This window comes from Marinobacterium lutimaris (genome assembly GCF_900108065.1).
In the GTDB taxonomy this organism is placed as follows: Bacteria; Pseudomonadota; Gammaproteobacteria; order Pseudomonadales; family Balneatricaceae; genus Marinobacterium_D; species Marinobacterium_D lutimaris.
In genome coordinates this window covers 292,917-311,215 of the sequence record NZ_FNVQ01000001.1, presented here as the reverse complement: position 1 = coordinate 311,215, position 18,299 = coordinate 292,917, and the positions used below count along the sequence as shown (strand labels likewise).

Here is an 18,299-nt window from a genome sequence, read left to right as displayed (position 1 = left end):
AGATATAGCTATCGGGCCCGCTCCTGACGAAAACGGCAACAACCTTGATCTTTATTAAGTGCCGCCAACCACCATCAAAATACTGTATTATTCATAGCATTGGAAACCTGCGTCTGGAGCCGACACAGCCATGCATCACCCCCTCAGTACGCTAACTTCGCTGGTCGAGCAGATCGCGCGTACCCAAGACCCCACGGCTATGATGTCCACCATCGTGCAGCGCCTCAGCGAGCTGCTCAATGTGGAGGTCTGCAGCATCTATCTGTGCACTCCAGAGCGTGACTCGCTGATTCTTGCGGCCACCCAGGGGCTGTCTCCGGCGGCAGTCGGCCATGTGCAGCTGGCGGTGAACGAGGGGCTGGTTGGCAACATCGCCGGCACGCTCAGCGCCGTCAACCTGGCCGATGCGCCGGCAGATGACCGCTTCGTCTACATTCCCGAAACTCATGAGATGCCCTACCACCGTTTTCTCGGCGTGCCGCTTCTGCACCTGCGCAAACTGGTTGGGGTACTGGTTATTCAGGGTCATCAGCGCGAGCCGTTCAGCGAAGAGGATGAAGCCTTCCTGATCACGGTCGCCTCGCAGCTTGGCAGCACCCTTTACCAGCTGCACCGCGACGGCGAATGGATGTCGGACGTTCAGGATATTTCTCCGTTTCGCCGTTACCGCGGCGTCAAAGGCGCATCCGGCGTTGGCTGCGGCCGCCTCTGGCTGGTTCATCCCCAGCTGTCGCTGGCAGATATCAAGCCGTCAATGACGAGCAATCCGGCGCAGCAGAAAAGCGATTTCATGGATGCCCTGAGTTCGGTAAAGGAAGAGCTGGAGTCAGGTTCCGGACGTCTGGGCAAGCACCTTCCGTCCGACGTTAGCGCCCTGTTTCATGTTTATCAGCTGATGCTGCAGAGCCCGGAGCTGAGCGACGGCGTCAAGCAACTGATCACCGAAGGCGCTTCGGCTGAATGGGCACTGAAACAGACCATCGAAGGGATGGCCTCCCTGTTCGAGCAGTCCGACGACCCGTACATGAAGGCGCGCAGCGAGGATATCTACAATATCGGCCAGCGTATCCTGAACCAGTTACTGGAGCGGGACCAGCAGGTACTTGAAGCGCCGGACGAGCCTCTGATACTGGGCGGCGAACTAATTAGCATCGCCGACCTGGCCGCCTTCCCGCAGGAGCGCATCCAGGGCCTGGTGTGCACCTCCGGATCGACACTGTCCCATACCGCCATCGTCGCCAACGCCCTGGGCATCCCGGCCGTGATGGGTGTAGAGGGTGTCGAGCTGGAGCAGAACCGTGGCGCCAAGGTGATTATCGACGGCAACCGCGCCGAGTGCATCATCAATCCGCCTCAGGCGCTGCTGACCGAATACAAGCGGATGATCGACCAGGAAAATCGCGTGATGCGCGACCTGGAGCGACTGCGCAACATGCCGGCGGAAACCCTGGATAATGTGCGCATCCAACTGCATACCAATACCGGTCTTCTGGCGGACGCCACCCCCGGTCTTGAGCGCGGCGCCGAAGGCGTCGGCCTGTACCGCTCAGAAATTCCGTTTATGGTTCATGACAGCTTCCCTACCGAGCAGGAGCAGTACCGCATCTACGTCAACGTACTCAAGGCGTACTCCCCGCTACCGGTATCGATGCGTACTCTGGATATCGGCGGCGACAAACAACTGCCCTATTTCGAGATCAACGAAAGCAACCCCTACCTGGGCTGGCGAGGTATCCGCTTTACTCTGGATAACACCCAGCTTCTGGTCACCCAGATCCGCGCCATGCTGCGCGCCCATGCCGAATGCGGCAACCTGAAGCTACTGGTGCCAATGATCAGCCGCGTGGATGAGATTATCGCCGTACGCGAAATTCTTGATAAAGCCTCAGAGGCGCTGAAGCGCGATGGCATCGAGATACCGCGTCCCCAGGTAGGCATGATGATCGAGGTGCCCTCGGCGATGCTGCTGCTACCCAAACTGGCACAGCATATCGATTTTGTCTCGGTGGGCTCCAACGACCTGACCCAATATCTGCTGGCGGTGGATCGCAACAACCCGCGTGTATCCAACCTGTTCGACAATATGCATCCGGCCATGCTGGTGGCACTGGAGCAGATCCTGACCACCTGCAAAAGCCTCGGACTGCCTGTCTCGCTTTGCGGTGAGATGGCTTCCGACCCGGTGGCCGTTCTGATGCTGATCGCGATCGGCTACGACACGCTTAGCCTGAGCGCCTACAACATTCCAAAGATCAAGCTGCTGATCCGTTCCGTGCGCCGCGCCGACCTGATGCCATTGCTGGAAAAAGCTCGCGACTGCACGGACGAAAGCCAGATTCGCGCACTGTTTGAGCCCGTACTGGTCAAATTGGGATGGTCGAAGGATGGCCGCCAGCCCCCTGAGGATTCAAGCGCGGCCTGAGATCAATCATCCCAGGACTAATACGCCAAGGGAGCGACAAAGGCTCCCTTTGCCGTCTTACCGCGGTGGACGAAGGATGTAGCGCTCGAGCGCAGTAGAAAAGAAAAAGGGTCGCTGATAGCGACCCTTGAAGTGAAAATATGAAGAAAAAATTTGTATGGGCTGTTTATCCATCAACCCGGCGTACTAAAAATTAACGCCTGTAAGCTCCTGACCGCCTGCTGACAGCCCTGCTCCGGTACAGCGACTATCGATACGGACTGCCAGTAAAGCAAAACGGACATGAACCGAAGCTGAACAGTTTCCTTAACAACGTTCAGGTTAACCCTATTGAAGGAAAATATTCAGGCAAGTAATTTGCCCTTCAGAACCTCTTTGGCCTAGCATCCAAGGCCAAGCCCCAAGCCAAGGGGCTCGAACGCAGATCAAAGCGTGCTAGAATAGCTACAAATTTCCCACATCATAAACCAGTTTGCGGAACAGGTTGTTATGAGATTAGACGAGCTTCTGGTTCAGGTGATCGAGCCCTCCAGGGTGCAACGCCACATCATCGTTGATGCCCTGCGCCAACTGGGTATAGAGCAGATCGAGACGTTCGACTCAGCAGCCCCCGCGCTCACCCGCATGAGCATCATGAAGCCAGATATCGTGATGTCTTCCATGCACCTGCCGGATATTACCGGCACTGAACTGGTCACCCGGATGCGCCAGCAGCCGGAGCTTTCAGAGATCACCTTTCTGCTGGTTTCATCTGAAACCCACTACCGTTACCTGGAGCCGATCCGCCAGGCTGGTGCCATCGCAATTCTGCCAAAGCCGTTCAGCCGTAACGACCTGATGCGAGCGCTGCAAAGCACCATGCACTACATCGGCGACAAGCTGCGCGAAGAGGAAGATGAGTTTTTCGAGGATATGAGCGTTCTGGTCGTTGATGACAGCGGCATGTCGCGCAAATTTGTACATCAGATTCTGAAATCCGCAGGCATCGAGAATGTCGTCGAAGCCAAGGATGGTGCCGAAGCACTGCAGTTCCTGGAAGAGCGCATGTTCGACCTGATTATCTCGGATTACAACATGCCCAATATCGATGGTCTTGAACTGGTGGAGCACATCCGCAACTACAGCTCTCAGCCAACGGTGCCGGTGATGATGATCACCTCGGAACAGAATGAAAGCCGCCTCGCCGCAATACAAAACGCCGGCGTCTCGGCGCTATGCTCCAAACCGCTCTCCTATGACATGATGAAGCAGTTGATTCAGCAGCTGGTTGCGGACCGCGACCTCTGAGCCTCATCCTGCCAGCCGTAAAACCCTGCCGGTAACCATCTATCGGCAGGACTCCCAGTCACAGCGCCGCCTTACTCCTTCCTCCCCTCATCAAGTAGACATTCAGGGTTAAAGCCCATAATCAACGCGCCCCAATGCTTGCCATTAAGGTAAAGCGGGATCGAAAGATCATTGAGCACCTCGCCGGTATCGCGAACAAACGTCTGCAACAGGAAAGGCGAGGTATGACTGGCGCGGCGCTTCTCGGCACGGTTACCGGCAAAGATCCGCATATGACGGCTTTTCAGATTATCTACCGCGAAATCGCCGGTCATCGGATGGGACACCTTGGCGTGATGAGCGGCCGCATAACCCTTGGTATCCACCGCGATGGCGTAGATAAATTCAGGACGCTCTTCAATAAAGCTATCGAACAGCGCACGCATCACCGGCTCGTAGGCCGCACTGTATCGAGTTTCGAATTTTTCCGGTTTCTGGCCGTCGTTCAGGCGGCGGTAGTTGCGATCAAACAGATCGAGCCCTTTCCCCTGTAACGCCTGCAGCGCCTCTTCGGTGCGCTTCGCCCACTGCGCACCGGTCAACAGCATGTTTTCAAAGCCGCCAAAGCCGATGATAAAGCGCGACAACAGCTCCTGGGTTTCCTCGGTGGAAAGCTCCAGCTGGCGCGAGTAATCCCGTGACTCCGCCATCTCTGCCTTAATCGCAGAAGAGAGCTCGGTGATTCGCGCCACATGACCGTGGGATTCCCTGTTGGTATAGGACAACTCATCTATAGCGCTGCTGATTCCGGCGAGTTGGCCATTGACGACATCAAAGTCTTTCACCAGCTTCTGGAACTGGGTACTGGTGTCGCCGATAAACGCCTCGGTCTCTTCGATACCCTGGAGGATATCGCCCGCACTCTTGCGGGTATCCCCTACCAGCCGCGCCATCTGGCCGATATTGCTCTCAATCTCTGTGGTCGCCTGGCTCACCTTCTGCGACAGGTTACGCACCTCATCCGCCACCACCGAGAAACCTCGACCGGCATCGCCAGCCCGCGCTGCTTCGATGGACGCGTTCAGCGCCAGCAGATTGGTCTGCTCCGAAAACTCCTGTACCATGCCGAGGATATGAGTGATGTTCTGCGAATTTTCCTGTAGCTGCTCCACCGTGTCCTGAAACCGGGTGACCAGCTCCCGGGTATCACCCACCTGCTTCGATACGCGCTGCAACTCTTCATTGGAGCTGCGCACCTCTTCCATGTTGGTGCTGTTCTGCTCATTGATATTGAGTGTGGTGGCAGCAATTTCATCTATTGCCTGGGTCGCCTCACTGGAAGACTGGAACACCTGCTGCGCCTGAGCTTCCTGAGTTTCGGCGGAATCATGCGCCTGCAGAATCACCTTCTGCAAGCGGGTCGCGCTGACCGACACATTCACGGAACGGCGGCGGGTCTCGGCGATAATACGCTTAAGATTGTCAGAGAAGTCGTTGTAAGCCTGCGCCATCTCAGAGATTTCGTCGTAGGTATAAGCAGGCAGCGTTGCCGAGATATCACCGCCACGATCCTTGATACCGTGAAGCACCTTGGTGATTGCACTGATCGGCCTGAGGAAAAGATGACGCATAAAGAAGATAGTGCCGACACCCGCCATCAGGGCAAAGGCCACCGTCACCAGTGCGTACAGAGAAAAGTTATCAAGGAGGGTCTCTAATGAGCCCAGCGTCCCGCCCTCGAGCCCCAGGGAACCCAGCTGCAAGCGCAACTCGCCCACATAATGGATACCCAGCAATACCATGGCGAGATGAGGCAGCAGCAGAAACACCACGTTGCCAACAATCTTTCTGGTCAGTGAGTTGAAGAACCTGCGTTCTATCGCCGTATAGAGCCCCATCACCCAGCGTAATCCTTTTATTTTTATAGTGTGTTGTTTACGAATTACTTTTTATAAATCTGTAGCCATAAGCATACTGCGTACTTAACGCGAGCCTCACAACACGCCAAAAGTCGTAGTCACCATATCAAATAGGGGTAGGTTTCCGTCAGCTGGCGCCTGAGCGTTGCATATTCCGGGCAGTGCAACGATACCAGACGCCAGAACGCACTACTGTGATTCATCTCTTTTAGATGACACAGCTCATGCACCAGGATGTATCTCTGCAATGCGGGGTCCAGGTGCAGGATTCGCCAGTTCAGCGTAATCACACCACGACTGTCACATTGCCCCCATTTACGCCGGTAATTCTTGATCCGCACGGTGGAGGGCACAAGGCGCATCTCCCTGCCCAGCTGCAGACACAGGGGCACAAGAATCGCTTCCGCCTGCTGCGCCATCCACTGCTGAAGCTGCTCATGCACAACCTCGGATTCCGGCCGGCGCACTCGGGCGGAAATGCTAACCTGGATCTCCTGATCTGCCATGACCACGCCCGAGCGACTCGCTCGGCGCCAGCTAAGTGCCAGCTCCCTGCCATTGACGAAGAAGCGACCGCCCTGGCTGATCTCTATCGCCCGCTGCTCCAACGCGCGGGTCTGACGCTGCAGACGCGGCAGAACCCAGTCCACCTTGCTGCGCACCCAGTTGTCGATCCAGCACTCATCCGCCAATGCCGGCACCCGCACCTCGACCCGGCCCTTATCGATCATCAACGAGGCGGTACGCCGCTTGCGGCTGCGGACAATGTGATAGTCAAAAGGCAGTTCAGTTTCGCTGTTCACGTTATGCAGGGGCCTTGATGGTTTTCAGCGCACGGTAACAGGCCTTGATCGCTGCAAGCAACGCTTTCCTGCCATCTGGCCGCGCGGCATAACGGACCGCCTCGTCACAGTTCGCCAGAGCACGCAGCTCGCCCGCCATCGACGGAAAATCGCTCGCCATACGCTTACTGAACGCCTGGATAGATTCGCGACTCTCACGCCGGTAACCGCGTTTGGCAAAACCATCGAGCAGACGCTCCAAAGCACGCTCCAGAGGATCCCTGGGTCGACGCCGACCGCCAAGCTGAATCCACGCCACCAGCGCCATCACCAGCACAAATGGCACAATAAACAGCAGCGCCAGCCGTGTCAGATTCACCTCGCCCAGCAAATCCTTGAGCAACTGCATCTGTTGACCCTGGTAGTTAAGCACCCAACGGTTCCAGCTGAAGTTAAGCGCATCGATCTGACGCCTGATATCGAGCATCCAGGCATTGCCAAACTGCAACCGGGCCATCGGCGTATCCGCAAGAAACGCCGGGTCATCGGCAAACAGCTGATCGGCCTGCTGACTGACCCGTTCCGGAGCCACCGCTGCGGTTGGGTCTACCCGAATCCAACCCTCATCCTGCTGCCAATACTCCACCCACGCGTGAGCATCGTACTGCCGTACGGTCAGGTAGGCCTCGCGCTCATTCCATTCGCCACCCTGATAGCCGGCGACAACACGCGCCGGTATTCCGGCAGAGCGCAGCAGGAATGTCAGAGCGCCCGCGAAATGGCCACAGAACCCCTGCCGGGAATCAAACAGAAAGGCATCCACACGATCGCCCGAAAGCTGCGGTGGTGTCAGGGTGTAGGTGAACTCCGCGTTAAACAGCTCGAAGGCGCGGCGCACAATAGCGGCATCATCCGTGCCGCTCTCCTGCCGCCAGCGCTCGGCCAGTTCACGACTGCGGGGATCGCTTCCTTCCGGGAGCTGCAGATAAATCTCGCGATCAAAATCGGTAAGGTCGGGCTGCAACCGATAGTCGAGCAAAGCGCTACTCTGATAACTGATCCGCCTATCCACCGGCCGATACCTTAACGGCGCATTACCTTTTGTCAGGAAACTGCCAGCAGGCGCAGCGCTCGGTTGATCCAGCGCCACCAACCAGGGGTTGTTAGAAGCTTCGAAAACCACTTCATAGGCCAGGGGAGTGGCATCGCTGATCAGCTCCACATCCGCGAGCCTGAACTGGTCGCCACGCGACACCCGGCTCCAGGTCCGGCCATCGTAGTTGCCATAGACCATGGAGCGCCAATAGCGCTGCTGTGGCGGCGGCACCGCACCATCGAAGGTGGCACGAAACGCCAGATCATTGGAGCGGGTCAGGCGTGAAATATCGCCGGGCGCCATCTGGTCAGAAAGCCCCGATCGGGCCGCATTCTGGTTCATGGGCACCGACCAGAGCGGACCGATACGCGGAAATACGATAAACAGCACCAGCATCAACGGCAGCGCGAACCCCAGCAGACGTAAGGAGCGCTTCAGCGGCCGCAGCCAGTCGTTGCGCAACGGATCCTGGTAGATACTGTTAAGCGCAGCGATGATCAACACCAGGTTGAACAACGCATACAGCGCCATCAGGATCGACTGATGGAACAGAAATGCAGTTCCAGAGACAAACAGGGACACATAGAGCAACACCAGCGCATCGCGGCGATGGTAGATCTCGATCATCTTGAGCGCGAGACCAGCAATCAACAGCGACACCGTGGCAGCCATGCCGGTTTCACGGGTGAATGTGAGCAGCAGTCCGCCGATGACCGCAAGCACCAGCACCAGCTTCACACTCCAGTGCGGCAGCGGCCAACGCCCGCTGTAAATCATCAGACGAATCCCAGGCGTGATGATCGCCAGCGCGATAAGCCAGAATGGCAGCCACGAAAGGTGTGGCGCCAGGGTGGCAAAAAAGGCCGCCAGTTGCCACAGAACGGCGGCACGACTGAGCTGTTTCATCTCTGCTTCATTTCCGTCTTATTCCTGCTGCTCACGCCCGTATAGCGCCAACGCCTTGAGTACACGTTGACGCTGCGCCTCTCCGCTTGCCGGCGCCAGAATCAGGCCGGGCAGACGCAGGCCATAAGGCTGCTCACGCTGATGAAACTCCAGCGCCCAGAAACAGATACCGGACAGTTTTTCCTCAACCGTGCCGTTGTGCCAGCTTTCCCAGTCCAGCCAGATCTCTTCACTGACCGTGCCGGCATACTGCTTCAGATGCAGTCCCTGGCCGCGGGCATAGACCTTCCAGGCCACCTGGTTCAGCGAGCCGCCCTTTTCGAAGCGTGCCAGCCCCTGAAAGTCCTCAGGCCCCCGCGACTTGATACCGGTGACTTCCGCGCCGCCCTCACCACCCCCCGCTGGTGGCGCTGCACAACTGACAGGACGCGGATACACCAGCGCCTTCAGACCCGTATCAATCCAGGTCCAGGCGCGAAAAAGTCCTAATGGAAATCGGGTTTCCACCAACAGCGGACCAGGATCGAGCCAGCCTCGCTCCGCGGCATCACAAGCCAACTCCACCTGAAGCATGCGCTCTTCGGTCAGATCGAGCGTCTGCGCGACCCCACCCTCCCAGCACAGGCTCAACTGCTCATGATCGCGCTTGGGCGCTGCCGTCAGCTGCAGTGAAAAGCCGGCCTTATCACCGCGAAAGCAGGGTCGCCCCGCCTGCGCGCTCACCTGCAGCCCGGCAAGATTGCCGAAGGTATGAATAATCGAGACCACAAAGATTCCGGCCAGCAGAAAGGTCAACGCATAGGCCAGGTTGTTCTCGTAGTTGATCGCCAGCAGAAGCAACAGCAGCAACAGCACGCAGAATCCCAACCCTGCCCCGGTGGGCAGGATGTAGATACGCTTCTGCGTCAGCTTAACGGTGCGGTTCCGCGGAAAGCGTCGCACGCTCCAGTTACGCAGACGCTGGGCAAGAGAGAAACCAGGTTTACGATCAGCCCAGAACATCGACCTGCGCCAGCAGTTCGTTAACCAGACGTTTACCGGCGTGACTGCCGATCTCCTCAGCGGGGCGGATGCGATGCCCTATCACCGGCTCCAGCACCTGCTGAATATCCTCCGGGACCAGGTGGGTACGGCCATCCAGCCAGGCCCAGGTCCTGGCACTGCGCAACAGTGCGAGTCCGCCACGCGGCGAGACCCCATAGCTGAACAGCTCGGAATCACGGGTAAACTGAATCAGCCGCTGCAGATAATCGATCACGCTGCTCGACGCATGCACCTGGCTGCAATGCTGCTGAATATCGAGCAGATCATTGGGCGTCAGGCTGCGCGGCAGACTGTCCAGCATCGACCGGGTATCTCCCCCGAGCAGCAGTTGCCGCTCAACCTCTGGCGCAGGATACCCCAGAGAAATTCGCATCAGAAAACGATCAAGCTGGGATTCTGGCAGCGGGAAGGTGCCAAACTGCGTCACCGGATTCTGTGTCGCTATGACAAAGAAAGGCTTGGGCAACCGGTAGCTGTGACCATCAGCAGTTACCTGCCCCTCTTCCATCGCCTCCAGCAAGGCGCTTTGGGTTTTCGGTGTGGTCCGGTTGATCTCGTCTGCCAGCAGCAGCTGACAGAAGACCGGCCCGGCATGAAAACGAAACTCACCGCTGGACGGCTCAAATACGGAAACACCGATAATATCGGCGGGCAGCATATCGGAGGTGAACTGCACGCGCTGATCTTCCAGACCCAGCACTCTCGCAAGACCATGCGCCAGCGTGGTTTTACCCATGCCAGGCAGGTCTTCGATCAACAGATGTCCTTGCGAGAGAAGACAGGTCAGCGCCAGCCGAATCTGCTGCTGTTTGCCCAGTAGTACCTTTTCCAGCGAGCGGGATGCCTCTTCAACACCCCTTAACAAAGAATCGGCCAATCAACCTCCCTTTAATTCCGTTCCACGTTTAATTAAGCCGGTCGCCTGCGCGAACAGGCATCAACTTTGTCTCAAAGCAGCCACTCAAGCAACCTTCGATGAACACTCCAGAATCCTGGCTGCCAGCTCGTTGGCGCTGCGCCAGGCTCCTTCCACATCACCACCACTCAGCCAGTCACCGCAGGCACCGATCCCGAGATGTTCATCCCAGAGTGACAGTTCCTGGCCAGCAGCGACGGCCGCCCGGGCATAAGCCCAGCGGTGAACGCGACTGAAAGCGGGATGGACACGCTCGTCACAGAGCTCTGACAAGGCCGCGGTGAGCTGCTCGGCTACCCAGGACGGCTCCTCGTCACGATGTAACTGGCTCCACTCCTGAGAAGCCTGAATCACCCAGTTTTCACCTTCGCGGCCAGGCTTGCTGCTGTCGCGAACCACGCGTTGAAGTATCGGATGCGCACCCTCCAGCCAATCACACTCGCCAAGGCGTTGGGGGCGTGAAGGCAAGGACAGCAGCAGGCTCCATACCGGATGCATCTCCACCTTTTCCGCACGCTGTCTGAACCGCTGCACGGCATCCAGCAGCGGCGCTGCCTGAGGTGCCGGGGTGGTCACCACCACTGCATCGAAGTAGCCGAGCGGCTCACCCTCGCTGTCACGCAGCAGAACACCCTCCCGATCCGGCCAGACAACACCCACGCGCACTTCGGTACGCAACTCGACAGCTCCAGTCAGGTTGCGGGTCAGCGAACTGGAACGCGGATAGCCCACCCAGCCACGATGACCTTCTTGCGGATTCAATGAAAAATCGGTTTTAACCGGTGCCCACTCTCGCGCACCCTGAGCCTGCAGCCAGGACTCAAATGCCGCACTGCCCGGTTCGATCAACGCCGTTCCCAGATCGGCACTGCCCTGCCCCAAACGGGTGGACGCAAGGCGCCCCCCCGTGCCCCGGCTTTTTTCAAACACGACAACGTCAATACCGGCATTGCTTAGAAGCTCCCCGAGCCTCATTCCGGCAATACCACTGCCAATGATCGCTACTCTCTCTACTGTCATTTGCACTCCCTGTTTCACTCTGAACCCGCAAATCAACTTCAGGTTCTTTTATTTATTTCTTGTTGTCAGCCAGTGCCTTTTCGATATCGGCCCGCAAGCGGTCGCTATCCGGAGAGGTCATGCTGGAATAGGTATCGATCATCTGGCCATCACGGCCAATGAGATATTTATAAAAATTCCATTTCGGTGAGGTGCCGCTGACCGCCACCAGATTCTGCCAGAACGGATCTGCATCAGCGCCTTTCACCCGGCTTTTGGCAAACATGGGAAATTCGACACCGTAGGTTGTACGGCAGAAGTCCTGAATCTGATCTTCGGTGCCAGGCTCCTGGCCACCGAAATCGTTCGATGGAAAGCCGAGCACCGCGAAGCCCTGATCCTTGTACTCAGCATACAGCGCTTCGAGCCCATCGTACTGTTTGGTAAAGGCGCAACGACTTGCGGTATTGACCACGAGCAACACCTGACCGGAATATTCCTCGCCAAGATTAACCTCACTGTCGTCCGCCAGTTTGCGCAGATCAAAATTCAGCAGCCCCTCGGCATCCCCCCTCGCCACACCTGAGCCAGCAACAGCGATACCAAGCAGCAGCGACAGCCACCTCCATCGTTTCAACATGTCCTAACCTCCTCAGATAACAGCATTCTCATAACATACATTAATACGACATTTTGTCTCGTTGGCGGTTTCAATCAAATTGCAGTCGGCGGTACGGCGATTTCAGACGCTATACGGTTGCGTTATCCGGGATCTGTCCGTTAGCATGTGCGGTTCGATTAACCCCCATCCCGGGAGCACTGCATAACCCTCAGTCATCCGCACGTTCAATGTCCCGGCCAGCGAGCAAGTTCACGCTGGCGGCGAGGCATCGCTGCAGAAGGTTGTCTGTGCGGTAACGCACCTCTGAACGACAGGAGAACATAGATGCAGATTGCAGCGAACGCCGTTGTATCCATCCATTACACGCTGACCAACGCCGCCGGCGAAAAACTGGACAGCTCCGAAGGTCAGCAGCCGCTGGCTTACCTGCACGGCGCCAGCAACATCATTCCGGGCCTGGAAAACGCCCTGGTCGGCAAAGCCGTAGGCGACAAGCTGAGCGTTACCGTTGAGCCGGAAGAAGGCTACGGCGAAGTGCGCGAAGAGCTGGTTCAGGAAGTGGACCGCTCCAACTTCGAAGGCATCGACGTGGTTGAGCCGGGCATGCAGTTCATGGCTCAGACTCCCTGGGGTCAGCAGCCGGTAACCGTTGTTAAGGTTGAAGGCGACAACGTCACTCTGGATGGCAACCACCCGCTGGCGGGCCAGACCCTGAGCTTCGACGTAGAAGTTGTTGAAGTACGTGAAGCTACCGAGGAAGAACTCTCCCACGGTCACGTACACGGCGAAGGCGGTCACGAGCACTAAGCTCCTCCGCATTTACCTAAAAAAGCCCGCATCCTGTTGCGGGCTTTTTTATGGCCAGCCCAGCCGCCCCTGACAACAAGGCCGTACTCGTCGCCCGCCCCCAAAACCCTATTTTTTACTAGGGTACTCAGGATGAGCGTGCTAGTCTCAAGACTCAAGGGTTTAGCTTGGCCTCCTTATCGCACAACCTCCCGTGCGCTCCACCCCCAACAAAGCCGACCTCCCTTTCAATCTCCTGGCATGAGCATGGCTCCAGCGGCTCCGCCCCTGACTGGTGCAGCTGACCATGAACGATAATGATCTCTGGCTTTCACTCTGGCGTGACCGCGACACTGCATTTCATCAGCGTAAGGTGAACAGCCTGCTTATACGCTTCTGGACAGAGCTCAAGCTGCCGCGACGCAGCCGCATTCTGGTTCCGTTATGCGGCAAAAGTCTCGATATGATCTGGCTCTCGCAACAGGGACATGAAGTGATCGGCGTCGAGCTAAGCCCTCTAGCGGTCAAAACCTTCTTTAAAGAGAACCACATCAAACCCTCGCGAAAGCGCGACGGCCAGCTGACACTGTGGAAACATGGGAGGTTATCGATCTACTGCGGCGACCTATTTCAGCTACAACCAGAACAACTGGGTCGAATCGATGCAATCTACGACCGGGCCGCACTGACCGCCTTGCCAGCAGGGTTAAGAGGCGCGTACATAGAACACCTTCAACATCTAACCGGTAAACACTCGCCCGCACTGCTGCTTACAACCGAGGACCGACAGCAGAACGAATCGGATCAACATTTTCAAGGCATCGACACGGAATTAAGCCTGCTGTGCGCAACGCGATACCGGATCAACCTGCAACACTTCGAAGCAGCCTATCCAGGTCAAGAAAAAAACCTCTCGCAAGGTGATACCGACGCACTCAACAAGGTTTATAGACTAACCCCTCTAGACTGACGCCATCCCTGCCCTGCAAGCAGAACCGCCACGTTGCTTTCCTTGCACGAAACCACTGCGCGCCGACTTTAGACCTTCTATAGACATCTCCCACCGCCAAATTAACAGCCCACTACCGCTAGCGACTGTCATAAACCTGGACTATTTTTCAAAGGGCTTTCGAAATCAATGATTTCCCATGTCCAGCCGGATATCCCTACCAGCCACTAAGCAGCTGTAGTGGTGAACAGGAGTCAATGCTAACCAGCGGGCTTTCGGAGAAGCGGGTTTCCTTTACGGAACTCCTCCCGATGCTGCTCCGGAACAGAAGCGGGATCGACCAGCCATAAATAGCACTAGCCTTTGATTTCCCCCATAGGCAATATGGGTACTGACGTACCAGACAGAAAAAACATGGAAACCGTATTTATTTCAATAAATTAATGGTGCGTTAAAGCACAGATTGAATGCCAGAAAGGAGAGCATTTCATGAAAACCCCTACCTCGCGTCGCAACGGCCGCCTCGCCAGCGCTCTCGCGTTTACCCTGCTAGGGGCCTCCGCCTTCGCGCAGGCTGCCGATAAGCCGAACGTACTCGCGATCATGGTTGATGACGTTGCCCAAACCAGCATCGCCGCCTACAGCCACGGCATGCAGTACCCGACCCCAAACATCGACCGCATCGCCGATGAAGGCGCTTTGTTTACCGACCACTACGCACAGCCCAGCTGTACCGCCGGTCGCGCCGCCTTCCTCATGGGCCAGATGCCGATCCGCACGGGCCTGACCACCGTTGGTCAGCCGGGTAACCCGCTGGGTATCCAGAAGGAAGACCCCACCCTGGCGGAAGTTCTCAAGGAAGAGGGCTACATGACCGCGCAGTTCGGTAAAAACCATCTTGGCGACCTGGATCAGCATCTGCCAACCGTGCATGGTTTTGATGAGTTCTTCGGTAACCTCTACCACCTGAACGTGTCGGAAGAACCGGAACAGGCGGACTACCCGACCAATCCAGAGTTCGTGAAAAAATTCGGTCCCCGCGGCGTTATCGAGTCATTCGCCACCGCAGATGGCGGCCAGACCGTGAAGGATACCGGTCCGCTCACTACCGAGCGTATGAAAACCTTCGATGAAGAAGTTCTGGCTCGCTCACTGGACTTCATGGAGCGCGCGGTCAAGGCCGACAAACCGTTCTTTATCTGGCACGCACCCAGCCGTATGCACGTTTATACCCACCTGAAAGAGGAAAGCCGTAACCTGGCGACCCCAATCAGCTCCGCTGATGATCTCTTCGGTAGCGGCCTGATGGAGCATGACGGCCATGTCGGACAGCTGCTCGACAAGCTGGACGATCTCGGTATCGCCGACAACACCATCGTCATTTACACCACTGACAACGGCCCCGAAAGCAGCAGCTGGCCGCATGCCGGCGTCACCCAGTTCCGCGGTGAGAAGATGACCACCTGGGAAGGCGGCGTCCGCGTGCCCTTCCTGGTTCGCTGGCCAGCGCACATCCCCGCGGGCCTGGAGCTGAACGGCATCTCTTCACACGAGGATGTATTGCCGACCATCGCCGCAGCGGCGGGTCGCCCCAATATCTCTGAGGAGCTGAAAGAGAGCCACAAGGTGCTGATCGACGGTTACAACAACCTGGATTACTGGGAAGGCAAGACCGATAAATCCGCACGCAACTCTTTCTTTTACTACTACGAAACCACCCTTTCTGCGGTACGCGTAGGCCCCTGGAAGCTGCACTTCTCCAGCAAGCCGGGTGGCAAGTACTATGAAGATATGGTCAGCCACACCATGCCGAAGCTGTTCAACCTGCGTAAAGACCCCTACGAGCAGTATGACGGCGATATCGGCTTCCAGCAGGTAATGCGTAAAAGCTGGGTGCTGCAGCCGATTATCGCGCTGCTGAATGAGCACGTAGCGACCTTCGCCGAGTTCCCGCCGCGCCAGGAAGCGGCATCACTGGATGTGAACAAAGCGATCGAAGCAGCCAAGGCCGCCGCCGCCACCCGCTAAGATCCTTCAAACACCAGCCACTAAAAAGCCCGCATCCAACAGGAGCGGGCTTTTGTTTGCCATCGGCTTGATCAATCTTCAGAAGTGGCTTCGATGCGATGGATACTCAGATCAGCACCGTCGAACTCCTCTTCCTCACTGAGCCTCAGTCCGACCACAGATTTCACCAGGCCGTAAATAATCGAAGCACCGATCACGGCGACGGCGATACCCGCCAGGCTGCCCATCAGCTGCGATATGAGGGACACGCCACCCAGTCCACCCAGGGATTCGCTACCGAAAATACCTGCAGCAACGCCGCCCCAGATACCGCAGAGACCGTGTAGCGGCCAGACACCCAAAACATCATCGATCTTCCAGCGGTTCTGCAGCAGAGTGAAGACCCAGACGAAGAGACCTCCGGCGACACCACCAATCACCAGCGCACCGATCGGATGCACCAGGTCGGAACCGGCACAGATCGCCACCAGACCGGCCAACGGCCCGTTATGAATAAAACCAGGGTCGTTCTTGCCCAGGATAGTGGCAACCACAATACCGCCGACCATCGCCATCAGGCTGTTAACTGCTACCAGGCCGGAGATACTGTCCAGCGTCTGTGCCGACATGACGTTAAAGCCGAACCAGCCGATACAGAGTATCCAGGCACCCAGCGCAAGAAACGGGATATTGGACGGCGGAAAGGCCACCAGCCGGTCACCACGATAACGGCCACGGCGAATACCGAGCAGCAATACCGCCACCAGCGCGATCCAGCCACCTACCGCATGAACCACGACTGAGCCTGCAAAATCATGGAACGGCGCGCCAAAGCTGGCCTCGAGCCAGGCCTGAAAACCGTAGTTGCCGTTCCAGATCATCCCCTCATAAAACGGATATACCAGACCCACCGACAGTGCAGAACAGGTCAGCAACGGCCAGAAGCGGGCTCGCTCTGCTATACCACCTGAGACGATAGCCGGTATCGCCGCCGCAAAGGTCATCAGAAAGAAGAACTTAACCAGATCATAGCCGCTGCCCTGGGCCAGCGTTGCCGCATCGGTAAAGAAGGTCACACCGTAGGCGACCCAGTAGCCAACAAAGAAATAGGCCAACGCCGAAAAGCCGAAGTCGGTCATGATCTTGACCAGCGCATTGACCTGGTTCTTGCGCCGCACCGTGCCTACTTCAAGAAACGCAAAACCCGCATGCATGGCAAACACCATGATCGCGCCCATAAGAATAAAGAGGGTGTTAGCGCCCTGAGTGAGCGCTTCTACCGCGCTGTTGATCGTATCCACAGTCTCTCCTGCCTAATATTTCGCACAATTACGGGGCATTTTATATTTTTAGCACTTTAATAGAGCATTAATTGAATGATGAATAGGGCATCGTTTCAGTATCGAATTCCACACTTCGCCCACAAGCAGCAAGGCTTCCGGAAAGACAAGGAACAGCACTGTTTTAATGCAAACTGGATAAGTGCGCACCAATATAAGCAATATTTGAGCCACATATTAGTGCACGCCAGATAATCCAGACCACTGCGCCCGCACCATAAACTAGCTGTTGATATCAGAATTGGGCGCATAGCCGGAAAAGATCAGAAGTGAAGTGATGAATCAGACAAACAGAATCAGACGAATAGGGTCCCGAGGCGCTCAAACACCCAGAAGCTAGCCAGACAACCTATGGCGTAAGCGGCGGCAACCGGCGCGCGCTCGGGCAAAGTAACGCTTTTGTGCAGCAGCCAGACCAGCGCCATTACCGCAGCAATAAACATAATCTGACCGGACTCCACGCCCAGGTTGAAGAACAGCAACGCCAGCGGGATATCGGTCTGCGGAAGACCGATATCGCCCAATGCACCGGCAAAGCCAAAACCGTGCAGTAGACCAAAAGCGAAGGCGACCACCCAGGGCCAGCGGGTAGCAAGGCTCGTCTGCCCTCGGCGCAGCCGCACCGCTTCCACTGCGACCAGCAAAATGCTGAACGCTATCATCGTTTCAACAGGTGGTGGCGGCAGAGATACCAGGCCGAGCGTGGCCAACACCAGCGTAATTGAATGCGCCAGGGTAAAAGCGGTGATGGTTTTCAGCAGCATCGGCCAACCCCGTACGATCAGCATCAGCGCGGCCACAAACATCAGGTGGTCAATACCACCCAGGATATGCTCGACGCCGAGTGTAATGTAGGTTTTCGCAACCTGTAGGCTCGATGGCGTCTGCGGCACCTGTACCTGCGGATCTTTCGGGTTCATCACGAAGCTGTAGTGCACCCCATCTTCCAGGGCGATATTCACCAACACATCAACCGTGGTATTTCTCAGACTGGGAACCCTGACCACGGAACCCGGCAACCCCTGATCACCGGCCAGGCGATAGCGGTAAACGGCGAAACCATCGAGCAACGCTTCTTCCCCTGCACGTTTCAGGGTATATGCCGGATCAAACTCCGGCTGAATATTGAGCGCCATACTCCCCTTAACCGGCACCTTCCAGAGCACATCATAGAGGCCGGTTGATATCTCGTTAATCTGCAAGAAAGCAGGCCTGATTTCATGTGCTCCAGCGGGCGATACCAGC

The 18,299-nt window shown here is 56.9% G+C and carries 14 protein-coding genes; 5 read left to right on the top strand and 9 right to left on the bottom strand.

What is annotated here, in order from left to right; all coding sequences use genetic code 11:
- The first annotated feature begins 130 nt into the window (after positions 1–130).
- Both ptsP and C4S72_RS01510 read left to right on the top strand, forming a co-directional pair.
- Positions 131–2,422 (top strand): phosphoenolpyruvate--protein phosphotransferase, encoded by a 2,292-nt coding sequence (gene ptsP / locus C4S72_RS01515; RefSeq protein WP_104001309.1) that lies wholly within the window; start codon positions 131–133, stop codon positions 2,420–2,422.
- A 489-nt stretch (positions 2,423–2,911) separates the two neighbouring features.
- Positions 2,912–3,709, top strand: a complete 798-nt coding sequence (locus C4S72_RS01510) for a response regulator (RefSeq protein ID WP_104001308.1) — start codon at positions 2,912–2,914, stop codon at positions 3,707–3,709.
- 71 nt (positions 3,710–3,780) lie between these two features.
- On the opposite strand, the gene C4S72_RS01505 is transcribed toward C4S72_RS01510, so the two are convergent.
- The 7 genes from C4S72_RS01505 to C4S72_RS01475 form a co-directional block, all read right to left on the bottom strand.
- Complete coding sequence (locus C4S72_RS01505; protein ID WP_104001307.1) at positions 3,781–5,586, bottom strand: methyl-accepting chemotaxis protein; 1,806 nt, start codon at positions 5,584–5,586, stop codon at positions 3,781–3,783.
- Positions 5,587–5,705: 119 nt separating this feature from the next.
- Positions 5,706–6,410 carry a M48 family metallopeptidase gene (locus C4S72_RS01500; protein WP_104001306.1) on the bottom strand — a complete coding sequence of 235 codons (705 nt, stop codon included), beginning with the start codon at positions 6,408–6,410 and terminating at the stop codon, positions 5,706–5,708.
- Between the two features lies 1 nt (position 6,411).
- On the bottom strand, positions 6,412–8,391 hold the full coding sequence (locus C4S72_RS01495; protein WP_104001305.1) for a transglutaminase family protein: 1,980 nt from the start codon (positions 8,389–8,391) through the stop codon (positions 6,412–6,414).
- A gap of 18 nt (positions 8,392–8,409) precedes the next feature.
- Positions 8,410–9,393: a DUF58 domain-containing protein gene (locus C4S72_RS01490; protein WP_104001304.1), complete on the bottom strand. Its 984-nt coding sequence runs from the start codon at positions 9,391–9,393 to the stop codon at positions 8,410–8,412.
- Entirely contained in the window at positions 9,380–10,312 is a 933-nt protein-coding gene (locus C4S72_RS01485) for an AAA family ATPase (protein ID WP_200826641.1), read from the bottom strand. The genes C4S72_RS01490 and C4S72_RS01485 overlap by 14 nt, the downstream gene beginning before the upstream one ends.
- An 84-nt stretch (positions 10,313–10,396) precedes the next feature.
- On the bottom strand, positions 10,397–11,371 hold the full coding sequence (locus C4S72_RS01480) for an NAD(P)/FAD-dependent oxidoreductase (RefSeq protein WP_104001303.1): 975 nt from the start codon (positions 11,369–11,371) through the stop codon (positions 10,397–10,399).
- Positions 11,372–11,423: 52 nt separating this feature from the next.
- Entirely contained in the window at positions 11,424–11,990 is a 567-nt protein-coding gene (locus C4S72_RS01475; RefSeq protein WP_104001302.1) for a glutathione peroxidase, read from the bottom strand.
- Between the two features lie 306 nt (positions 11,991–12,296).
- Between C4S72_RS01475 and C4S72_RS01470 the strand changes: the two genes are divergently transcribed.
- The 3 genes from C4S72_RS01470 to C4S72_RS01460 all read left to right on the top strand — a co-directional run bounded on the left by C4S72_RS01470 (position 12,297) and on the right by C4S72_RS01460 (position 15,735).
- On the top strand, positions 12,297–12,779 hold the full coding sequence (locus C4S72_RS01470) for an FKBP-type peptidyl-prolyl cis-trans isomerase (protein ID WP_104001301.1): 483 nt from the start codon (positions 12,297–12,299) through the stop codon (positions 12,777–12,779).
- Positions 12,780–13,065: 286 nt separating this feature from the next.
- A complete protein-coding gene (locus tag C4S72_RS01465; RefSeq protein WP_200826640.1) occupies positions 13,066–13,728 on the top strand; it encodes a thiopurine S-methyltransferase in 663 nt (220 codons plus the stop codon).
- Positions 13,729–14,196: 468 nt separating this feature from the next.
- Positions 14,197–15,735: an arylsulfatase gene (locus C4S72_RS01460; RefSeq protein WP_104001300.1), complete on the top strand. Its 1,539-nt coding sequence runs from the start codon at positions 14,197–14,199 to the stop codon at positions 15,733–15,735.
- A gap of 71 nt (positions 15,736–15,806) precedes the next feature.
- Here the strand turns inward: C4S72_RS01460 and C4S72_RS01455 are convergent, their stop codons facing one another.
- On the bottom strand, positions 15,807–17,015 hold the full coding sequence (locus tag C4S72_RS01455) for an ammonium transporter (RefSeq protein WP_104001299.1): 1,209 nt from the start codon (positions 17,013–17,015) through the stop codon (positions 15,807–15,809).
- Positions 17,016–17,350: 335 nt separating this feature from the next.
- Positions 17,351–18,256, bottom strand: coding sequence for a HupE/UreJ family protein (locus C4S72_RS01450; protein ID WP_200826639.1), 906 nt, complete (start codon positions 18,254–18,256; stop codon positions 17,351–17,353).
- Positions 18,257–18,299 lie beyond the last annotated feature (43 nt).